Annotated in this window: 13 protein-coding genes; 8 read left to right on the top strand and 5 right to left on the bottom strand. The window is 45.2% G+C overall.

The window, feature by feature from the left end:
* The first annotated feature begins 20 nt into the window (after nt 1–20).
* Nucleotides 21–1,208 (top strand): exo-alpha-sialidase, encoded by a 1,188-nt coding sequence (locus tag GVN20_RS15625; protein WP_166559243.1) that lies wholly within the window; start codon nt 21–23, stop codon nt 1,206–1,208.
* A 92-nt stretch (nt 1,209–1,300) separates the two neighbouring features.
* On the opposite strand, the gene GVN20_RS15630 is transcribed toward GVN20_RS15625, so the two are convergent.
* Nucleotides 1,301–2,125: an SGNH/GDSL hydrolase family protein gene (locus tag GVN20_RS15630; protein ID WP_166559244.1), complete on the bottom strand. Its 825-nt coding sequence runs from the start codon at nt 2,123–2,125 to the stop codon at nt 1,301–1,303.
* Between the two features lie 210 nt (nt 2,126–2,335).
* Between GVN20_RS15630 and GVN20_RS15635 the strand changes: the two genes are divergently transcribed.
* Entirely contained in the window at nt 2,336–3,724 is a 1,389-nt protein-coding gene (locus GVN20_RS15635; protein ID WP_166559245.1) for a hypothetical protein, read from the top strand.
* A 142-nt stretch (nt 3,725–3,866) separates the two neighbouring features.
* Here GVN20_RS15635 and GVN20_RS15640 read toward each other — a convergent pair whose 3' ends face one another.
* Nucleotides 3,867–5,177, bottom strand: a complete 1,311-nt coding sequence (locus GVN20_RS15640) for a DUF4062 domain-containing protein (protein ID WP_166559246.1) — start codon at nt 5,175–5,177, stop codon at nt 3,867–3,869.
* Nucleotides 5,178–5,620: 443 nt separating this feature from the next.
* Between GVN20_RS15640 and GVN20_RS15645 the strand changes: the two genes are divergently transcribed.
* The 4 genes from GVN20_RS15645 (at nt 5,621) to GVN20_RS15660 (ending at nt 12,805) form a co-directional block, all read left to right on the top strand.
* Complete coding sequence (locus tag GVN20_RS15645) at nt 5,621–7,831, top strand: hypothetical protein (protein WP_166559247.1); 2,211 nt, start codon at nt 5,621–5,623, stop codon at nt 7,829–7,831.
* Between the two features lie 17 nt (nt 7,832–7,848).
* Entirely contained in the window at nt 7,849–10,083 is a 2,235-nt protein-coding gene (locus tag GVN20_RS15650) for a hypothetical protein (RefSeq protein WP_166559248.1), read from the top strand.
* 10 nt (nt 10,084–10,093) lie between these two features.
* A complete protein-coding gene (locus GVN20_RS15655; RefSeq protein ID WP_166559249.1) occupies nt 10,094–11,542 on the top strand; it encodes a DUF3748 domain-containing protein in 1,449 nt (482 codons plus the stop codon).
* 69 nt (nt 11,543–11,611) lie between these two features.
* On the top strand, nt 11,612–12,805 hold the full coding sequence (locus tag GVN20_RS15660) for a S9 family peptidase (protein ID WP_166559250.1): 1,194 nt from the start codon (nt 11,612–11,614) through the stop codon (nt 12,803–12,805).
* Between the two features lie 86 nt (nt 12,806–12,891).
* Here the strand turns inward: GVN20_RS15660 and GVN20_RS15665 are convergent, their stop codons facing one another.
* Nucleotides 12,892–14,160, bottom strand: a complete 1,269-nt coding sequence (locus GVN20_RS15665) for a DUF349 domain-containing protein (protein ID WP_166559251.1) — start codon at nt 14,158–14,160, stop codon at nt 12,892–12,894.
* A gap of 154 nt (nt 14,161–14,314) precedes the next feature.
* Here GVN20_RS15665 and ettA point away from each other — a divergent pair, with 154 nt between their 5' ends.
* On the top strand, nt 14,315–15,985 hold the full coding sequence (gene ettA / locus GVN20_RS15670; protein WP_166559252.1) for an energy-dependent translational throttle protein EttA: 1,671 nt from the start codon (nt 14,315–14,317) through the stop codon (nt 15,983–15,985).
* Between the two features lie 60 nt (nt 15,986–16,045).
* Here ettA and GVN20_RS15675 read toward each other — a convergent pair whose 3' ends face one another.
* Nucleotides 16,046–16,972 carry a M23 family metallopeptidase gene (locus GVN20_RS15675; RefSeq protein ID WP_166559253.1) on the bottom strand — a complete coding sequence of 309 codons (927 nt, stop codon included), beginning with the start codon at nt 16,970–16,972 and terminating at the stop codon, nt 16,046–16,048.
* 34 nt (nt 16,973–17,006) lie between these two features.
* Nucleotides 17,007–18,023, bottom strand: coding sequence for an NAD-dependent epimerase/dehydratase family protein (locus GVN20_RS15680; RefSeq protein ID WP_166559254.1), 1,017 nt, complete (start codon nt 18,021–18,023; stop codon nt 17,007–17,009).
* Nucleotides 18,024–18,301: 278 nt separating this feature from the next.
* On the opposite strand from GVN20_RS15680, the gene GVN20_RS15685 reads away from it, so the two are divergent.
* Nucleotides 18,302–19,573: a DUF937 domain-containing protein gene (locus tag GVN20_RS15685; protein WP_166559255.1), complete on the top strand. Its 1,272-nt coding sequence runs from the start codon at nt 18,302–18,304 to the stop codon at nt 19,571–19,573.

Consider the following 19,573-nt stretch of genomic DNA (forward strand, 5'->3'; position numbering starts at 1 on the left):
CATGAAAAAATTAAATCTTAATGAAATTCCGTTTTCCTTTCTCCATTTTTCTCCTTTTCACCTTTGGTTCCCTGCAAATCACCTTTGCGCAATCCTCCCCCATTGTCCGCTCCATGCTGATTTTTCCGGGTCAGGAAAAACACGTTCACGGCAGCAGCTTGGTTCATTTACCCAATGGAGATTTTCTGTCCGTGTGGTTTTATGGGAGCGGAGAGCGTACCGCCGACGACGTCAAAATCATGGGTGCACGGTTGAAAAAAGGCGAAACCGTTTGGAGTGAGCCATTTGAAATGGCCGACACGCCCCACCTTCCCGATTGCAACCCCGTGTTGTTTCTAAACCAACAGGGCAAATTGTTTTTGGTCTGGATTGCAGTGCAGGCCAACCAATGGGAACAATCAATCTTGCGTTTTAAAACTTCGACCGATTACGCTAAAAGCGGCCCACCTATTTGGAGTTGGCAGGACAATATTTTACTCAAACCTGACGATAATTTTGCCAAAGAGGTAGCCGAAAAATTCAAGAAACTGCCCGAAAATACCGCAGGTTGGGCGGGGTATGCGCCCAAATACGACAACATGATCATCGAAGCCGCCAAAGATGCCCCCAAACGCAGCATCGGGTGGATGACGCGTATCAAACCGATGCTGATGGAAAATGGTCGCATTGTGTTGCCGCTGTATTCCGACGGGTATAATTTTTCGCTCATGGCTATTTCCGACGATTTTGGAACGACCTGGAAACCAAGCCTGCCGCTCGTAGGGCGTGGGCCGATTCAGCCGGCGTTGGCAAAACGTAAAAACGGGAACTTGGTGGCGTACCTGCGCGACAGCGGCGACGAGCCTACGCGTGTTCACATCAGCGAATCTTCCGACAAAGGTGAAAGTTGGACGGCTTCCCTCAAAACCGACATCCCCAATACCGCAAGCGTTGAAATATTGACGTTACAGGACGGTAAATGGGCTTTTTTGGGCAACGACATCGACGACGGTCGCTACCGCGTGAGCCTGTATCTATCTGATGATGAAGGGAAAACGTGGAAGTGGAAAACACGCCTCGAAGATCACGCCCGCGACAAGGGCGGTTATTCGTACCCCTGCCTGATTCAAACGCCTGACGGTTTATTGCACATTACCTACTCCGCCCACGCCGATAACAAAAACAAGTCCATTAAGTACGTAGTAGTTGACCCTAAGAAGATGAAGTAATCGGCTTTATCTTTAACCACTAAGGCACTAAAGGCCATTAAGAAGAGGTTAACCCCCTTAATGATTCTTAGTGCCTTAATGGTTATAAAAACCTACAACTTCTTCAAAATTTTCACCAACTTTTCTGTAATCACTTCGTAGCCCTCGTCGGAGGGGTGGAGGCCGTCGTAGGTCATGGCAATGGACTCGACGGGGTAAGGATATTCGTCGGTTTCGGGGTTGAAAGGAACGTCAATAAAATCAGGGTAAGCGTAGTTTTTGTACACGCCCGTTTGCGGGTCTTTCAGCCGTTTGTACTTTACCAACTTCTTCACGCTTAAGCGTTTGGTGTTGTACAAATCAATCACTTTCAGTTTTTCATGCTTCCCAATCGCGTTGATGGCCTCCGCAAACTGACCGAGCATTTGCCCTTTTTTCTCTTTGTACGAACCGTACGCGTTGTTTTTCATATTGGCGATGTACACAAAATCGACCCGCTGCATGGGCGTCATCAATATAATTTTGGCATCCGGGTTAAGGCGGCGTAATTTATCAATGATGATGCGAAACGAACCATAGAACGTTTGGTAGCCACCGTTATTTTCATAGTCGGCAAAGGTGCCCAACGGTCGTCCGCCCCACCAATCATTCGTCCCCAGAAAAACGGTGTACACATCGGCTTTGGTCAGGTTGAGCGTTTCTATTTTTTCCGCGATTCGGGCAGCCGTCCAGCCGTTGTATCCCTTGTTAACATACTCAACATGAGGCAGTTTCTCCACCACCCGCGTCATGTACCCTTTCGTAATTCGGTTGCCAGTTTCCTTTTGGTGTTCGTTCAGGTAGGTGATGGAGTCGCCAATGGCCACCCAGGTGATCTTTTCGGGAGAGAATGAACTGAACAGTCCAACGAGGACAATCAACGCAATGATTTTTTTCATGCCTAAAGTTAAATTGGGTGTATACTTTCTCCCAAAAGCCTTCAAGCGCGTTTTTATCCTTGCACACTTTGCAGGTTTTATCCCCCATAAAGGCACAATTAAGTCCTTTTTCGGGCGCTGATAAATTATTTCATTTTCCGAAAAACAATATTTCCCCCGCCTGCTCGTCATTTATAAAACAGCCGTTTTAACTAAAGTGAATCCCTTCCAATGAAAAGTATCGACGTACTTCTTTTAGCCGGTATCATAATCACCGCACTATGGTTGATCATCTTCCCCAAGCGGACGAATGGTAGTTTAAAATTCTTAGTCGCGTTGACTGTCATCTTGGCTCTTGTACAGCTTTTCACGGAAGGGTACTATTGGCAATATGTACCCAGCTATCTACTGCTATTGGTGATGGTCATGCAGTCGATTTTCTTAAAAGAAAACACCAGTAAACTAAAAATCAGGCTCCTGCGCTTTACGTTGCTGTTTTTGCTTTTGGCCTCCATTGTTCCGTGGGCCATTTTTCTACCCATTCCCACATTGATCAAACCTCAGGGGAATTACCCGGTAGGAACCAGAATTTTTCGTTGGGTCGACGTTGATCGGTTTGAGCATATAACTTCAGACCCTCATGACAGAAGAAATGTGGTGGTTCAAGCGTGGTACCCCACCGAAGCAAACGCAAAAGGCGCTCATTCCCCCTACCTCGACGGACTGAATCATTTGCCGGAAAAAATCGGTATGCTACCCAAACGACTATTTGACCACTATGACCAAATCAATACCTATGGGATACTGAATGCTCCCATCTCTAAAGCACAACATCAATGGCCTGTGGTTATTTTTTTAACCGGGAATGTGGCCTCACGTGCGTTTTATACAAGCCTTATTGCCGGGCTGGCAAGCCATGGGTATGTTGTTCTGGCGCTTGACCATCCCTACGAGGCCATGATTACCCAATTGGCAGATGGCACAATCGCCACTACCATCGAAAATCATCCAAATAATGCTCCTGACCTCACTCAATTCATGAAAGGTCGCCTCGACCTCCGAATTGCCGATGTAAAATTTGTACTGAATCAACTGAACAATCCAAAAGCTTGGCCCGACCCATTTTTAGGATCTCTTAATCAAAACCGTATGGTGATTGCAGGACATTCGTTGGGAGGCGCTACGGCCGCGGTGGCCATGGCGTCTGATTCACGATTGAAAGCGGCGGTTAATATAGACGGTACACTCTATGGAGAACTGCCAACACCTACCGGTCCGCGTCCTTTCCTACTCATAGAAAGTAACAAAGAGCAAGGTGAACGCTATCGGAGGTATGAAAATGGAAATCAACGGTTCTTTAAACAATTTGGGGGAGGATATCGGTATGAGCTATTGGAAGCTGACCATTATAGTTTTACAGATGCACCGCTTCTGCTGGCACCCCCTACTCGCTTTTTGGCCGGGGCTGTTTTAGGATTTGGCAACATCCCAACAAAGACGCATACTGCCACCATAGCCCTTCTAAATACTTTCTTTCAGGGTGTTCTGAACGATAAACGCGCTGATTTGGATTCCGTGGCTAACCGTTATAAAGGGATTGTTCGAAAGCCAATTGATTAATGTTTTTTTGCCAATATCCTTGCTTTTAAGCTACTTGATTGTCATTTACCGTGTTATAAACAGGCTTGTTATTTTGTGTTCACTGTCAGGCTTGGGAAGGTTGCGAACAACTTGGACTTTAATTGGTTAATTTTATCAAAGATTACTCTTTAAGGGAAACATTAATTGGAATATCATATTCAACTGGGCTGCCAAATTCTTCACATATAACACTTATTTTTGCAGAAAAAAAGCCTTCATTGATTGGCATAATATATACATTATTGGCAACAAAACTTTTTGTATGTAATAAACTCTTAATCCATATTTTCAATGTATTCTTATCAATCTTTACAGAATCATGAAATGAAGGAACAGGCATAGTATCAATCCTTGATCCTAATGTAGAATATTTATTAATTCCAAGACTTCTATTTACTGCATCCTTAGCGATTTTTAAAGGGCTTTCAGGAATATCGGCGGGATAATTCCAATCCTTTAAATTTTCTTTAATCTTTTCATTTAATAATTTGACATTATCTGGGAATGTTATCGTAATATTTATATCATTTGCTTTTAAACTCCCCTCATTGATAATTTTTAGATTAAGTTCATCAATACCTGCTTTTGAACGCTCATAATGATGAATTTTATTATTATATTCTGATACTATCTGAGGATTATTCTCAATCCAATTATTATAATTAATGGCATCATCTTGGTAATAGTACTCTTTTTCATCACTAGACAAATAAGAAGGAGGTATAATAGGTACTTTATTTAAAACCTTAGAAGTAGAAAAATTTTTTAACAAACAGAGTTCTATTGATTCAATATTATTCAATTTAATATTGAATTTAGGCTTATTACTAAAATTAAGTTTTAGCTTCTCGTTCTCTTCTTTTAACTCTCTATATCCTTTGCTCAATTTAGCCATCTCATTGAGAACTTCTACTGAGACAGCAGAGTCACTCTTTACCCAGCCTACCCTTGGGTATTTTCTAAAGGCTTTCGGTAAAGCGATAGAAACTTTTTGCCCTAAATCACTTGGATAATCCCAAAATTCAACCATAGAGTTTTTTTTAACTTTTTCAATAAATGCGTCAAGCTTAACATTTTTATCTTGATTTGTTTCGCGTTCATTGGGAGTAGTCGGTATTTCCCTCTTACGGATATATGCGTAAATAGGAACTCCCATTTCTTTAGCATAATCAAATTCTTTTTCTGTATATCCAACCCCTTCATTAGTTACTGAACCATAACGATTACCAATAATAAGTAAATAATAGTCACTGTTATTAATAGTCTCCTGAATTGTTTCCCATTGGTCGGCATTATCTGCACTGAACATTTCCATTCCTATTGGTATATGATACATATTTAGTATCACCTTAATAATTTCTTGTCGGGCTTCAATAAGATCCGTATAAGTTGAACTTATGAAAATTTGATATTTTTTTTCTAACATGCTCATTCCATTATAAAATTTATTTCAATTTTAATATTAAATTCTATAATATCCACACTTAAGTTTTGAAGCAAAATAAGACTTTCCAAGTTTAAGGCTTAAGTTGCTGATAATCATAGGTATTAAAACTTGAAAAGTCTCGTTTAATTCTGTTTAATTACTTACACATATCGTTTTGTTAAATTTAATATTTTTCACTTGCATTCACTCCTCCGCAGTCGCTCACGTCCCGCGAGTGACGACTATTTTGAAGCCTCCGGCCTCTTTTATGATTGTACGGTCTGAGGCCTTTGAATACCGGTCACTCGCTAGAAGCGAGCGAATGCCCTCATACCTCCCCCCATTTTTCTCCCTCCCAAATAGCCCTAACGCCCGCATACTGCGTACTATAAACGTAAATGCGATTCGCTGAATCGTTCTGTTTTATTCAACACCAATACTCCCGTTTTATGAAGTGTCACTTTCTCCTTTTGGGCGCACTGCTGAGTTCGCCCGTACTTTTTGCTCAAAAACCCAAGCAAGCTGTACACCAAGATATTCCGTTTGTGCAGGAGTACAGCATCAAATACTATTTCAAAGACGCCGCCGAACCGCTCAAAGCCTATACCGATCTCAACGGAGGCATCAAAGTCAGCACCAAATCGGGCTTGTACCAACTGTACGCGGGGCAATTTTTGTACCCAGGCACGTTGGAAAAAGACGTTTCGTACCGTCCCATTGCCGACAAGAAAATCGCCAATTTAGGCTTGTACCAACACCAGTTTGTGATGATTGACGACAAAGCCGTATTGAGCAACGCTTGGGCGGGAAAACTTTACACAAAACATTCATTGTCAGACGCGTATCTGTTGGCGGGAGGAAAGGATTTCAGCTTTCTGATTTCCAACGGCTCGCAATTGGAATATTTACCCAAAGAAGGAACGTCGTGGAAAGAGAGCATCAGCAACGGTAAGGTGCTGGATTTAAAATACGACGCAAGCGGCGATTTGTTTTACGCACTATCCGAAAACGCCGTTTATTCGGTTTCGGGCAAAGACAAAAAACTGCAAAAAATCTATTCCGCCAATGACCTGACCTGCTTTGAGTTGTTTTCGGGAAAAATTGTGGTCGGCACCAAAAATGGCTACCTCGAATTGGACAAAACGGGCAAGGTCGTCACACCGCTTCAACAAAAACTCCCTTGGACGGAACTGACCTGTATTTCGGTCATTGACAATCAGTTGTGGTTTGGCTCTACTATGGGAGCGTTTATGCGCAAGCCCGATGGCAAGTTTAATTACTACGCCTCCGAGCGCTGGATTCCCTCCGACAAGGTGGTGCACATCTCCAAAGGTGACGAAAATTCGGTACTGATCCTAACCGACAAAGGCGTGGGAAAATTGGTGTTTACCAAAATGACCTTGCAAGAAAAAGCCGAATTTTACGACAAGCAGGTACGCACCCGCCACATCCGCAACGGCTTCAACGGGACATTGGGCCGCATGAAAAATGGCAATTTGGCCACGGGTACTTTGCAGGATTCCGACAACGACGGCCTGTGGACTTCCATGTATTTGGGCGGCGAGATTTTCCGCTACGCGGTCACCAAAGACCACAAAGCCCTCCAACACTGCCGCGAATCTTTGGATGCGATGGAGCGACTTTACACCATCAACGGCGTACCCGGCTTTCCATCGCGGTCATTTGAGCGCACTGGTTATAAATACGAAGACAAGCCGTGGCGTCGCACTTCTGACCCCGAATGGGACTGGAAGTCAACCACGAGCAGTGACGAGGTCATTGGGCACATTTTTGCCTTTGGGGCCATGGCCGAATTGATTGAGGACAAAGACCTCAAATCGCGCTCCATTGCGCTGATTGATACGCTGATGAGTCACATTATCAAAAATGACATGTACTTGGTGGACTGGGACGGCAAACCTACGCTGTGGGGAAAGTGGCATCCCGATTACGTCAATTCGTTTCCAATTAACGTTGGCGACCGTAAACTAAATTCGTCCAATATCGTGGCCATGCTGCAAACGGCCTATCACTTCACCAAAAAAGAGAAATACAAAGCCAAGGCGTTTGAACTCATGAAAAAACACGGGTACTACGAAAACCTGATGCGCCCCATGAAGATCATCGGCCAAGCCCCGGCCAACGCCGACGAATGGAGCAAGCACCTATCCGGCGACTGGAATCACTCCGACGATGAAATGTATTACATGGGCTATTGGGGACTGTATCGCTATGCTTTCAACGACACGCTCAAGGCCAACTACAAAAAAGCCATCGTGGACCATTGGCAGTTTGAACGTCCTGAAAAAGACGGACTTTGGAATATTTTGACGGCGATGACGGGCATTCAGGATTTCGATCTGGAGGAGTCTGTGTGGTTTTTGCAGGAATATCCGTTGGACATGATTGATTGGACGGTCAAAAACAGCCATCGCAAAGACATCGAAATGTTGCCGCCCAATTTTATCGAACAGCTTACCAAAGAAGTGCTTCCACCCGATGAAGTGGGCATGATTCGCCACAACAACAGCCGTTTTCTTTTGGACCGAAACGGGCGGGGAAGCTCCGAATTAAGCGCTGGCGATACATGGTTGCTGCCGTATTGGGCAGGGCGGTATCTGGGCGTCATCAGCGGCCCCACAACGGCAACCAAAAAGTAGTTTAACGCTTACCGTTTATGAACTTTAGAAAGTATTTTTTAGTGTTTCTCAGTGCCGTAGTTTGGAGCAGTATGTCTGCCCAAACTACGGCCAATACCGCTTACCCTGACCGACCGTTTTTGCAAGATTTCAGCGTAAAGCATTATTTACAAGACAGTTCCGTCAAACTTCAAAGGGTTTTTACCGATAAAAATGGCAAAGTGCGGATTCTTTCCTCGGCGGGAATTTTACAGCCCCACGGCGGACAATTTCAATATCCCGGCACGCTCCGCACCGACCGTTCGTACCTCCCGATGGTCGAAAAGAAACTCGTAGATATGACTGTGCATGAAAAACAGTTTGTGTATTTGGACGACAAAGCCGTATTCAGCAACGCTTGGGCAGGAAATTTGTACGCAAAACACGAGACATCCAACGCCCGACTTTTTTGTGCCGCCCCTAATTTTACCTTTCTAGTGTCTGACGGTAAAAACTTGAAAATCATTCAGGATTCTAGAGTTTGGGATGAAAAAATGCTTTCGGACAAGGAAGCCTTAGACATCCGTTTTGATGCGCCCAACAATCGCTTTTTGATTCTCAGCAATCAATCCATTGAAGCTTATTCACTGGCGACCAAAGAACTAAAAACCGTTTTTCAGGGAAAAGATTTTACCTGTTTTGAAGTCGCTAACAGTAAGATTTACGTCGGAACCCATAACGGTTATTTTGTGCTTCAGGCGGATTCTTTCAAACCCCTGGGCGATATTCAGCGAAAACTTCCCAGTACCGATTTGACCACCATAGCCGTGGTTCAGGGGCAAGTTTGGTTTGGCTCCACATTGGGCGCATTTATGCTGAGGCCCGAGGGTGGTTTTAATTATTATTTTGGTGAACGATGGATTCCTGACAATCGCGTTGTTCATATTTCGGCAGGTGAAAACAAAAACGTAAATATCTTGACCACCAAAGGATTGGGCGAAATACATTTTCAACCCATGACGCTGTACGATAAAGCCCTGGTGTACGAAAAACAGGTTCGTCAACGACACATACGGTACGGGTTTAATTGCGACGTATCGACCCTGAAACACGGCGATTTATCCACCTTCGAAATGGGCCAGCGCGACAGCGATAACTTATGGACCTCTATGTATTTGGTCAGCCAATTGTTTCGTTACAAGGTCACAGGCGACAAAGAAGCCCTCGACAATTGTCTCGAATCCTTTGAGGCCATGCATCGCCTTTTCAGCATTACGGGTGTGAAAGGTTATTTTGCACGGGGGTTCGAACGTCGCGGTTTCTTCAAATTCAAACCCGAACGTTGGGACGGAGGCATGACCAACGGTTGGGTAAAATCTTCGAATGACGAATGGGACTGGCGCGGCACTACGAGCAGTGACCAAACCGTCGGGCAGATGTTTGCGCTGACACTTTTGGCTCAAACCATGGAGGGCGAAGTCAAACAAAAAGCCGTGACAATGATGGACCAACTTATGACCAACATCATCGAAAACGACTGGTATTTGATTGATTTTGACGGAAAACCCACCCTCTGGGGCAAATGGAATCCCGAATACGTCAACGGTTTCCCTAAAAATGTAGGCGACCGAAAGCTGTACGCTTCCAACATCATCGGGTTTTTGCAAACGGCGTATCATTTCACCAAAAAAGAAATCTACAAGCAGAAAGCCTACGAATTGATGAACAAACATGGCTATCTGGAAAACTTGCTCCGCCCCATGAAAGAACTCGGCCAAGTGACCGAAGCCCATGGAAAACTGGCGGCCGAGCTCTCGGAAGAATGGAACCACTCCGACGACGAAATGTATTTTTTGGCTTACTGGTGTCTGTACCCTTACGCCTTTACGCCCGAATTGAAGAAGCAATATGCCGCTGCCATCAAAGAACATTGGAACCTAGAACGCCCCGAAAAAAATGGTTTATGGAACCTCTGCTACGCCATGACGGGAGCCAAGGAATTTGACAAAGCCGAAACCATCTGGTTTTTGAAAGAATTTCCGCTGGATATGATTGAATGGCAGGTCATAAACAGCCACCGTAAAGACATTGAGCCGATTCCTGCTAATTTTCGTGGTCAAACCATTAAGCAAGTTTTGCCGCCCGACGAACGTCCAGAACTAAAACACAATCGAAATCTCTTCAAACTCGACCGTAGCACCAACGGACAAAGCGAGTTGAGCGCAGGTGATTCGTTTTTGTTGCCTTACTGGATGGGACGATATTTGAAAGTAATCAGTGCGCCAACTCGTTGATTTAAAACCAATGAATATTCAACCATTTTTCCAAAATCAGCAGACTTTCCAAGATTTTAAAAAAGGGGACGCCCAGTCTTGGAAAGTCTCTATCTTACTCCTCTCCCTTGCTATGTATTCCTGCAATGACTCCACTTATTTAGCTGAAAAACAGCTTACCCATGACCTAAGTTACAACCACGACTTAGACAACAACGACAACTTTTCGCCCGACAACCAATGGCTGGCTTACGACACACGCACCGAAGAAGGCGGCATTGCGGCGTCGGGTAAAATTGAAAAAGTAAACGTCGAAACGGGCGAAAAGAAAGTATTGTATGCACTTCCTAACAACGCAGAATGGGGCCCAGGCGCGGGAGCCGTAAGTTATTCTCCCGTCGATAATGCCGTGGTGTTTATTCACGGGTTGATGAGTGTAACCCAAGAAAATCCGTATCAACAATGGCGGCGTACGGGCGTCATTATCAACGATTCTGCTCCCAATGTGCCCGTCTTTATGGATGCCCGCGATATTACACCACCTTATACCAAAGGCGCATTGCGCGGTGGCACCCACCGCCATGAGTGGAGCGGCGACGGGCAGTGGATTGGCTACACCTACAACGACGCGGTTCTAAAAGAATTGGAAGACAAAACGGGCGTAAAACACAACTTACGCACCATCGGCGTTTCTAAAAGAAACATGCCCGTAAAATTGGAGAAAGATGCCCAAGGAGACAATGTTTCGGGCGAGTGGTTCAGTGCGTTGGTGGTTCGGGTAACGCCCAACCCCAGACCCGCTTCAGACGAAATCAGCCATGCAGCAGGAGACAGTTGGGTCGGAACAAAAGGTTATTTAAAACCTGACGGAACGCACCAAATCGCCCGGGCGTTTATCGGAAAATTGAAAGACAAAAACGGCAAAGACGTAGATGAAGTATTCGTTGTAGATATTCCAAACGACATCACCATCCCCAGCGAATTTGGTCCTTTGGAAGGAACAGATACGACTTTTCCGATGCCACCCAAAGGCACCGTTCAGCGCCGACTTACTTTTACGGCCAATACCCCTCAGGCGGGTTGTACAGGCATTGTTAGGTCGTCGGCCGATGGTAGTATGTTGGCTTTTTTAGCAAAAGATGCGCAAGGGATTCAACAGATTTTTACTGTTTCGCCCCAAGGTGGCACCCCTGTTCAAGTCACGTTTCACGACAAAAACGTAGAAGGCAGCGTGCGTTGGCATCCCCGTGAAAAACAGATTAGCTACGTTTGGGAAGGCAGCATTGTTTTGTGTAAAATCGGCAACGAGCCTTTTGAAAATCGGTTTCAGGTACTGACAAAACCAACAAATCCATCGCCATCCAATCTTGTTTGGTCGCACGATGGCGCCGTCCTTGCTTTCAATCGAATCATTGAAGACGCAAAAGCGGGCAAATCCAAGCAAATTTTCGTTATTAAGCCGTCAAATGTTGGAAATTAGAGGCAACTTTCGGGGCTGTTTATGCGTTTAGTTTAAGATTATAAACCAACGTTTATTGCCCAATATCGCATGAAATCTACCCAAAAACGCTTTTACGCTCTTTTCCTTGTCGTCGTTGTACTGGTTAGTGGTTGTAACAGAAACGCCAACGACCTCATTCCTGAAGACCAATATTTGGTCAGCAGCACCCTTATCGGTGAATTTACCAAGGAACAATTGGCCCAACGTATCACTTCTGGTGACCCTAGCCTTGCGGGCATCGCCCCTTTCCTTCAGAATGGCATCAAAGTCTACAAACTGGTTTACAAAACGAAAAACACCGATGGCAAAGAAATTCAGGCATCGGGGGCGTTTTTGTTTCCCGTAAAATCAGGTGCCACACCTATGATTAGCATCCAACACGGCACCATTCGCAACGACCAAGAAGCTCCCTCTTACTTCGCTACCAATAGCGAAGCCAACATTGCGGGTTCTTTGTTTGCCGCTTTGGGATATATTATTGCGTACCCAGATTACATCGGATTTGGAGCTTCCAATAACGTTCCGCACCCGTACGAGCACCGCGAAAGTCTCGCATCGGCGTCTTTGGATATGATACGCGCTTCCAAGGAGTTCATCCGTCAGCAGAGTATCGCTTGGGATGAACGGTTATACATTGCGGGCTATTCGGCGGGTGGATACGCCACCATGTCGTTGCAAAAGAAAATTGAAGAAGAAACGGGCACTGAATTCAACCTACGAGCCTCCAGTTGTGGCGCAGGTGCTTATGACAAAACCGCCTTTATGAAGTACTTAATCAGTACAAAAACGGGCGGCACGGTCAATTACAACCAGCTTTATATATGGGTCACCCTGACTTACGACCGCATTTATAACCTGAATCGGCCTTTAACGCAATACTTTAAGGAGCCATGGGCTGGCTTGATTCAGAAAGATAAAGAGAAAGCAAATGTAAACGTTAGTTTCAACACCATTTTTACGGATGCTTTTGCCAAAGGAATCGCGGACGGGACCGATACTGGATTTCTGAACGCCGTCAAAGACAACGATGTGTATGATTGGAAGCCAAAAACGCCCACGCGCCTCTATCACGGAGACGCCGACCAATTGGTGTTTTATTTCAACTCGGTCAACGCCCTCAATGCCATGAAAGCACGGGGTGCCACCAACGTATCCCTTATCACCCTCAAGGGCAAAGATCACGCCACGGCCATTCAGGATTTTCTTTTGGGTACGTATGAGTTTTTCTCTTCAACACAGTAATAAAACGCACACAAAAAAGACGCAGAGAAGCAAAGCAATAAACTTTGCCACTCTGCGTCTTTGCGTGAGTTAATTTTTTTTAAATACTACTTCATCTGCGCCTTAAACTCTTCTAAAATCTTCTCCTTCATCGTAATTTTACGACGCTGAATATTGATTTTACCCATCATCTGGCGTTCAGCTTCGGGGTCGGGCGGCATGTTTTGGGCGCTGGCAATGGTCACTTCCAAATCCGCTTTTTCGCGTTTGATGAGCCATTCCATTTCACGCGTTTTGATATTGAGCTGATCTTCAGGTGAGCGAATCTCAAACGCAGGGTATTTGCGCGAAATAACCCGGGCGAGATAGCTTAATTCAAAAATTTTGTCACAGGCCGAACGAAAACGCTCCGCCACCATTTTATCGCCCACGCGGGGTGGAAGGCGAATCTCCTTCCATTGATTAAGCAACACTTTTGCACGTTCGGAAGCCTGAATAATATCACTTGAACGGGCCAATTGCTCCGCTTCACGGCACATTTCACGCTGCTTGGTCACGAGCGGGTTTTCGTAGGTCTGTACCACGATACCTTTGACGCGGTTGTACTTGTCAACGATTCGTTGGTTAGACCGTTTGAATTGCTTGTACAGTTTTGCCGAGCGTTTTACCGGAATTTCGCCTACTTCTTTCCATTCAGCACGAATTTGCCGCAACTGACGACTGGCTTCTTCCACGTCATACATCCGTACCAACATATCCGACTTGGCAATCAATTCGGTATAGCGTTCAATACGGTCGGCAATTGTGCGATTTTGCTCCGAGAAGAAATCCCGGCGCTGTTGGAAGAAAGTATCCAACAAGGTTTGAAATGTGCCTTCAATTTCTTCCTGGTACTCTTTATCAACAGGACCAGTACGAATCCATTTGGATTTGATTTCCTGAAGCAGGTCAGTGGCTCCTTGCCAATCATCCCCGATTACCGTTACGGCTCGGGTTTCATCCAACAAAGCACGTTTGATTTCGAGATTTTTCTCCTGATTAATTTTGATTAAATCTTCGAGTACCGTTTCAAGCTTATCCAAGCGTTCTAGCAACGGGATAAAATCTCCCAGTCCGTCAAAACTGAGTAATTTTTTACGAAGTTGTACCAGTTTGGTCAGGTAAGAGCCCTTGTTTTGGGCTTCTTCAACGTCATGTTCGAGTTGTTCTACTTTTCCGGAAGCAATATTGAAGCGGTTTTTGAAATAATCAATGGCTTCCTGCTCTGTTCGTTTTACTTCGCCGATTTGGCGATCTGGGTTACCTAAATACCCTTTTAAGAATACCTTGCCGTCTTTGACATAGCCGTATTCGTCCATTAAGGTGGCGTTTTCCATTGCAATCTTACTTTTTTATCTGCTTTAAAGGTTTTGGTGGGTGTAAAGTTAAACGTTCGGGCCTAAATGTAATCAGAAAAAACCCATTTACCTGCCCTGTTTAACAATTAACTCCTATTTTTAACGATATTTGCCTCCACAAAATAAGCAAAAAATGAGTAACGAAACTATTATTTTCTCAATGTCGGGGGTAAGTAAAGTAATCCCCCCCAACCGACAGATTATTAAAAACATCTACTTATCCTTTTTCTACGGTGCCAAGATAGGCGTTTTGGGTTTAAATGGTGCGGGAAAATCCACTCTTCTCCGCATTATTGCGGGTGTAGACAAAAATTATACCGGAGAGGTAGTTTTCTCACCGGGATATTCCGTCGGAATGCTCGACCAGGAGCCCCAATTTGACCCCACCAAAACCGTTCTGGAAGTAGTACAGGAAGGAACGCAAGAAGTGGTAGATTTATTGAAAGAATTTGATCAAATAAATGAAGCATTTGGTGACCCCGATGCTGATTTTGACAAACTGCTCGAACGCCAAGGCGAAGTTCAGGAAAAACTCGACACCCTCGACGCATGGGATTTGGACAGCAAACTCGAACGCGCCATGGATGCCCTCCGTTGTCCGCCACAAGATGCTCTCATTGCCAATCTCTCGGGTGGTGAAAAACGCCGCGTGGCCCTCTGCCGTTTGTTGCTCAAAAAACCCGACGTGCTTCTCCTCGACGAGCCTACTAACCACTTGGATGCCGAGTCGGTGTTGTGGTTGGAAGAGCACCTCCGCCAATACGAAGGAACGGTCATTGCCGTTACCCACGACCGCTATTTTCTGGACAATGTGGCCGGTTGGATTCTCGAACTAGACCGTGGTGAGGGGATTCCGTGGAAAGGAAATTATTCTTCTTGGTTGGAACAAAAACAAAATCGTTTAGCCAAGGAAGAAAAGCAGGAATCAAAACGCCAAAAATCCCTGCAACGCGAACTTGAATGGGTACGAATGGCTCCCAAAGCACGTCAGACCAAATCGAAAGCGCGTTTGAGCGCCTACGAAAAACTGCTCGACGAAGATGGCAAGCAAAAAGAAGAAAGATTAGAACTTTATATCCCTTCTGGACCGCGTCTGGGCAACAAAGTGATTGAAATGGAAGGCGTTTCGAAAGCCTACGGCGACAAACTGCTCTTCGAAAACTTAACTTTCTCTCTCCCTCCTGCTGGGATTGTGGGTATCATCGGGCCAAACGGTGCCGGTAAATCCACCCTCTTTAAACTTATTACGGGTCAGGAAAAACCCGACAAAGGAACCATCACCATCGGCGACACGGTCCAGATCGCGTACGCCGACCAAGAACACAATCAACTGGAAGCGGGAAAAACGGTGTTTCAGCAGATTTCGGAAGGCAACGAATGGATTATCTTGGGCGGTAAGCAGTCTAACGCCCGGGCGTACGTGAGCCGTTTTAACTTTTCGGGCAGCGATCAGGAAAAGAAAATCGGCAACCTTTCGGGGGGCGAGCGCAACCGCGTTCACCTAGCAATGATGCTCAAAGAAGGCGGAAACGTTTTGCTGCTCGATGAGCCAACCAACGACCTGGACATCAACACCTTACGCGCACTTGAAGAAGGTCTTGAAAATTTTGCAGGCTGTGCGGTCATCATCTCCCACGACCGTTGGTTCTTGGATCGACTTTGTACGCACATTCTGGCTTTTGAAGGCGACTCTCAAGTGTATTGGTTTGAAGGAAACTTCTCAGATTACGAAGAAAACCGCCGCAAGCGTCTCGGCACCGACGCCACTCCGACGCGTATCAAATACAAAAAATTGATGGCCTAAGATGCCCCATTAATGCAAAAAGCGCTGACAGAACTTTGAATCTTGTCAGCGCTTTTGTTTTTATTCTTTCGCCCCTTTCCACTTTTTCAATTCGCGCTTCGACATTTCCTGCGTCACAATGCTTTCTGGGAAATCAGACGTATAAAAAGCCCCCTGTTGAAGAACCACCCCCGCTGGATGGGTCGTGGTATAAAAAGTAGGAACTAAGTAGCTAAAAGAATGGGCTTCGGTAAAAGCCTTTGCTTTATCTAAATAGTAAACCGTAAATTGCGCAAGCGTATTTCCTTCAAAAGTATCATCAGCCACAGTACCAAGCGGCTGCCCCGCTTCCACCAATTGGCCCGGTTTCACCATGATTGTGCCCATTTTGAAGCGATTGTAGCGTCCAAAAGTGCCATCTTGATGAAAGATTTCGACAAAATTGGTATTGGTAGAAAACCAAACCTCTTCTGAGTGCGTCGCAAATTCGTTTTTAATCTCACTAACGACCCCGCGCCGCGCCGCAAAAACGGTATCTCCTTTTTGCATTTGAAATGACATCCCATAAAAGTTAGTCACTTTCTTCCCACCCAACACTTCAACAATATTTTGGGTCTGATTGGCTCGGTGAGCTTCTTTTTTTGAAAAAGGAAATAAGTAAATAAAAGGTTTGGGCGGTTTGTTGAGCAAGCGACCTTTTAGGGTTTTGTAACCAAATTGAAAAGACACTCCTTGGTTAGCCTGCGTGGGTTTAATGGTAAATAAGCTCCCGTTGCCCGACGAAACAGAGTTTAAATAAGGCAATACACAAGAGCAACTTCCTCCCTGCAAACTCGTAAACTCCACCCTAACGGCGTAGTCGCAGTAATTGGGGTTTTTGTATTGGAACGTGTATTCATTCTTGGTCTCGTCTCTGGTATAAGTTATTTCAATCGGATTTGATTGGCTAAAAGTCTGCGTGATTGACCAATTGCTTAAAAAAATCAGGATTAAAAGTGTCCTTTGCATAAGTAATAAAGAGAGATTGTTTAGTAGAGGATTGTTATTTTGTCAGAAACGCACACACCCGATTCACGGTTTCATCCAATGTTTTGTAGTCAATGCCCAGGGCTTGTTTAATTTTCTGCCCGTCATAAACAAGTTTGGTTCGGGCCGTTTTGGCCGTTTCTTTGGTAATGAGCGGTTTGCTGCCCGTGAGCCACGAGCGGAGCGCTTCCACCCGCCAGATGGTCTCGGCCATGAAAGAAGATACCACTTTTGAAGGCGGTTGCTTGCCAAAGGCCGTGGCTATTTTGGTAAACAACTCCCGGTACGTCACGTGACCAGCGCTCAGGATGTAGCGTTCATTTTTAATGTCAGAAAACAACAACTTTACAATCGACTCGGCAACATCTTCCACGTCTACGTAGTTGATTAGCCCTTCGGTGTAATATTTTTTTTCGTCGTATACGTATTTAAACAACTGCGTGCTGCTGCGTTGCCAATCGCCTTCCCCCAATACCATGCTTGGATTGACCACCACCGCCGCTAGTCCCTCTGCCACTCCTCGCCATACTTCCAGTTCGGCCAAATACTTACTTTTGCCATAGTTTGAATTCAGCGGCGATTCTTCCCATTTTTGATTTTCATCAATCACACTCACAGCCCCCGGAGCAACCTTGTTGGGGTCGGGTCTTCCCAACGCCGCCACCGAACTTACAAAGGCCAGTTTTTTGATTCCTTCTTCCAACGCAGCATTGACCACGTTGGCGGTTCCGTTTACATTTATATCGTACATTCGGGTACGATCGCGGGGAATAAAAGAAACAATTGCGGCGGTATGAATGGCATACGTCACTCCCGCAAAAGCTTCTTCGAGCGATAGTACGTCCAACACATCCCCTTCAATCCATTCAATCTCCGCCTGAATGTCTTTCACTAAACGCATATCGCTGTCGGGACGTTTTAACCCCCTGACACGATAGCCTTCCTTCAACAAATGATGAGCCACGACGCTGCCGATAAGGCCATTTGTGCCCGTTACAAATACAATCGGATTAGAATCAGTTAGGTGTTTCAAGTATCAAGCAGTTTGGTTATTTTTAGTAGCGCAAAGGTAAAGAATCTAGTTCCACATCAGCCTATCTTTCTCAGGATTGACGAAGGGTTTCGTAAGAATACACAAAAACTGTCAGCTCCAGTCTGTGAGACTGTCTACTATTTTAAGTAACTTTCCGCCCATTTTCAGAAAGAGAACAAAAGCAAGGTCTAAAAACATCGCGGCAATTTTAACAGTTTCGGCCGTTTCATTCGTTTTTACCCTTACACTCTAACCAATTAATTAACTGATTTTTTATAATGAACTTTTTTGCATCGTTGAAAGAGGCTTTGACTGAGGGGGTGATAAGTCAAATTGCAGCACAAAAACTAGAAAAACCCGAAAAGATACAAAAGATTTTTGATGCGTTGGGCGTCTCTCTTGTGGGCGGATTAATCAAACGGGTGACTACGGAATCTGGCATGAAGCTCGTGTACAACCAAGCGCAGAAAATTGAATTTGGACCCCAAAATATCGAAGGTATTTTAAAAAATGAGGCTGAATTTGAAAAGCTGAAAGCCGTTGGAGAAAAAGATTTGAATACGGTGCTGCCCGGCCTCAAAAGTGCCATCAGCAGTATGGTTTCCAAGTATGCTGGAACCCAAAATTCGTTGGTCGCTTCGCTTTGCGGCGTAGCCATGCCCATCGTGATGTCGGTCATTAAACAAAAAATAACCGAGAAAAAACTGGATGCGGAGTCGCTCGCTGCTTACTTAGGTGACCAGCGCGAAGAAATGCTCACCATACTTCCCGATTTGAATGACAAGCTAATTGAAACAATGGGCATCCAGTACCTATTGCAGAACTTTTCGGTTCCGCGTACCGAAGAATCGGGCGTGGTATCCAGAGGAGCCGGCACTGAGAAAGGAAGCGCGTCTCAGCCTTTTTTGGTAGGAGTAGATATGCAACAACAAGCTGACTATCAACCTTATCTAAAGTGGTTTGGCATTGGAGCGTTGGTCATTGGGGCCATTGCGGTGGGGGTTTATTTCTGGAATCAGCGACAGACTGCGTTGGAAAATAGTGCTTCTGAAACCGACTCTACCATGATTGAGGCAAGAACTATTCAGGAGCCGCCCGTTACCCAAGATTCGGTTGTTAAAGATACTACTACGGCCGTAGCAGCGACTACTCCCCCAGCAACGGCCACGGCAAATCCCATGTCGGCTTACCTCGAAAATGCTACCGCACCAGCAGGAAAAGTATTTAAGTTTGACAATGTAGACTTCGAAGACAATACTACACAACTGAAAGCAGAGGCCAATGCACCCATCGCAGCTTTGGCTGATTTGCTCAAAAAATACCCCAACGCGCAGGTAAAATTGGTAGGTTATGCCAACGATGCCAAGCAACCCGTAACCAACAAAGTGCTATCGGTCAAACGGGTTTTTGCCATTAAAGACATATTAATTAAATCGGGAATCAGTTACATCCGGATTGATGCCGAAGGGCGCGGCACGGGTATAAGCAAAGACAGCGCACCGGGGCAAAAGCCATTGCGTGAGATTTATGTACGTTTCGTGAAAAAATAA

This window comes from Runella sp. CRIBMP (genome assembly GCF_009905605.1).
Taxonomy (GTDB): Bacteria; Bacteroidota; Bacteroidia; order Cytophagales; family Spirosomataceae; genus Runella.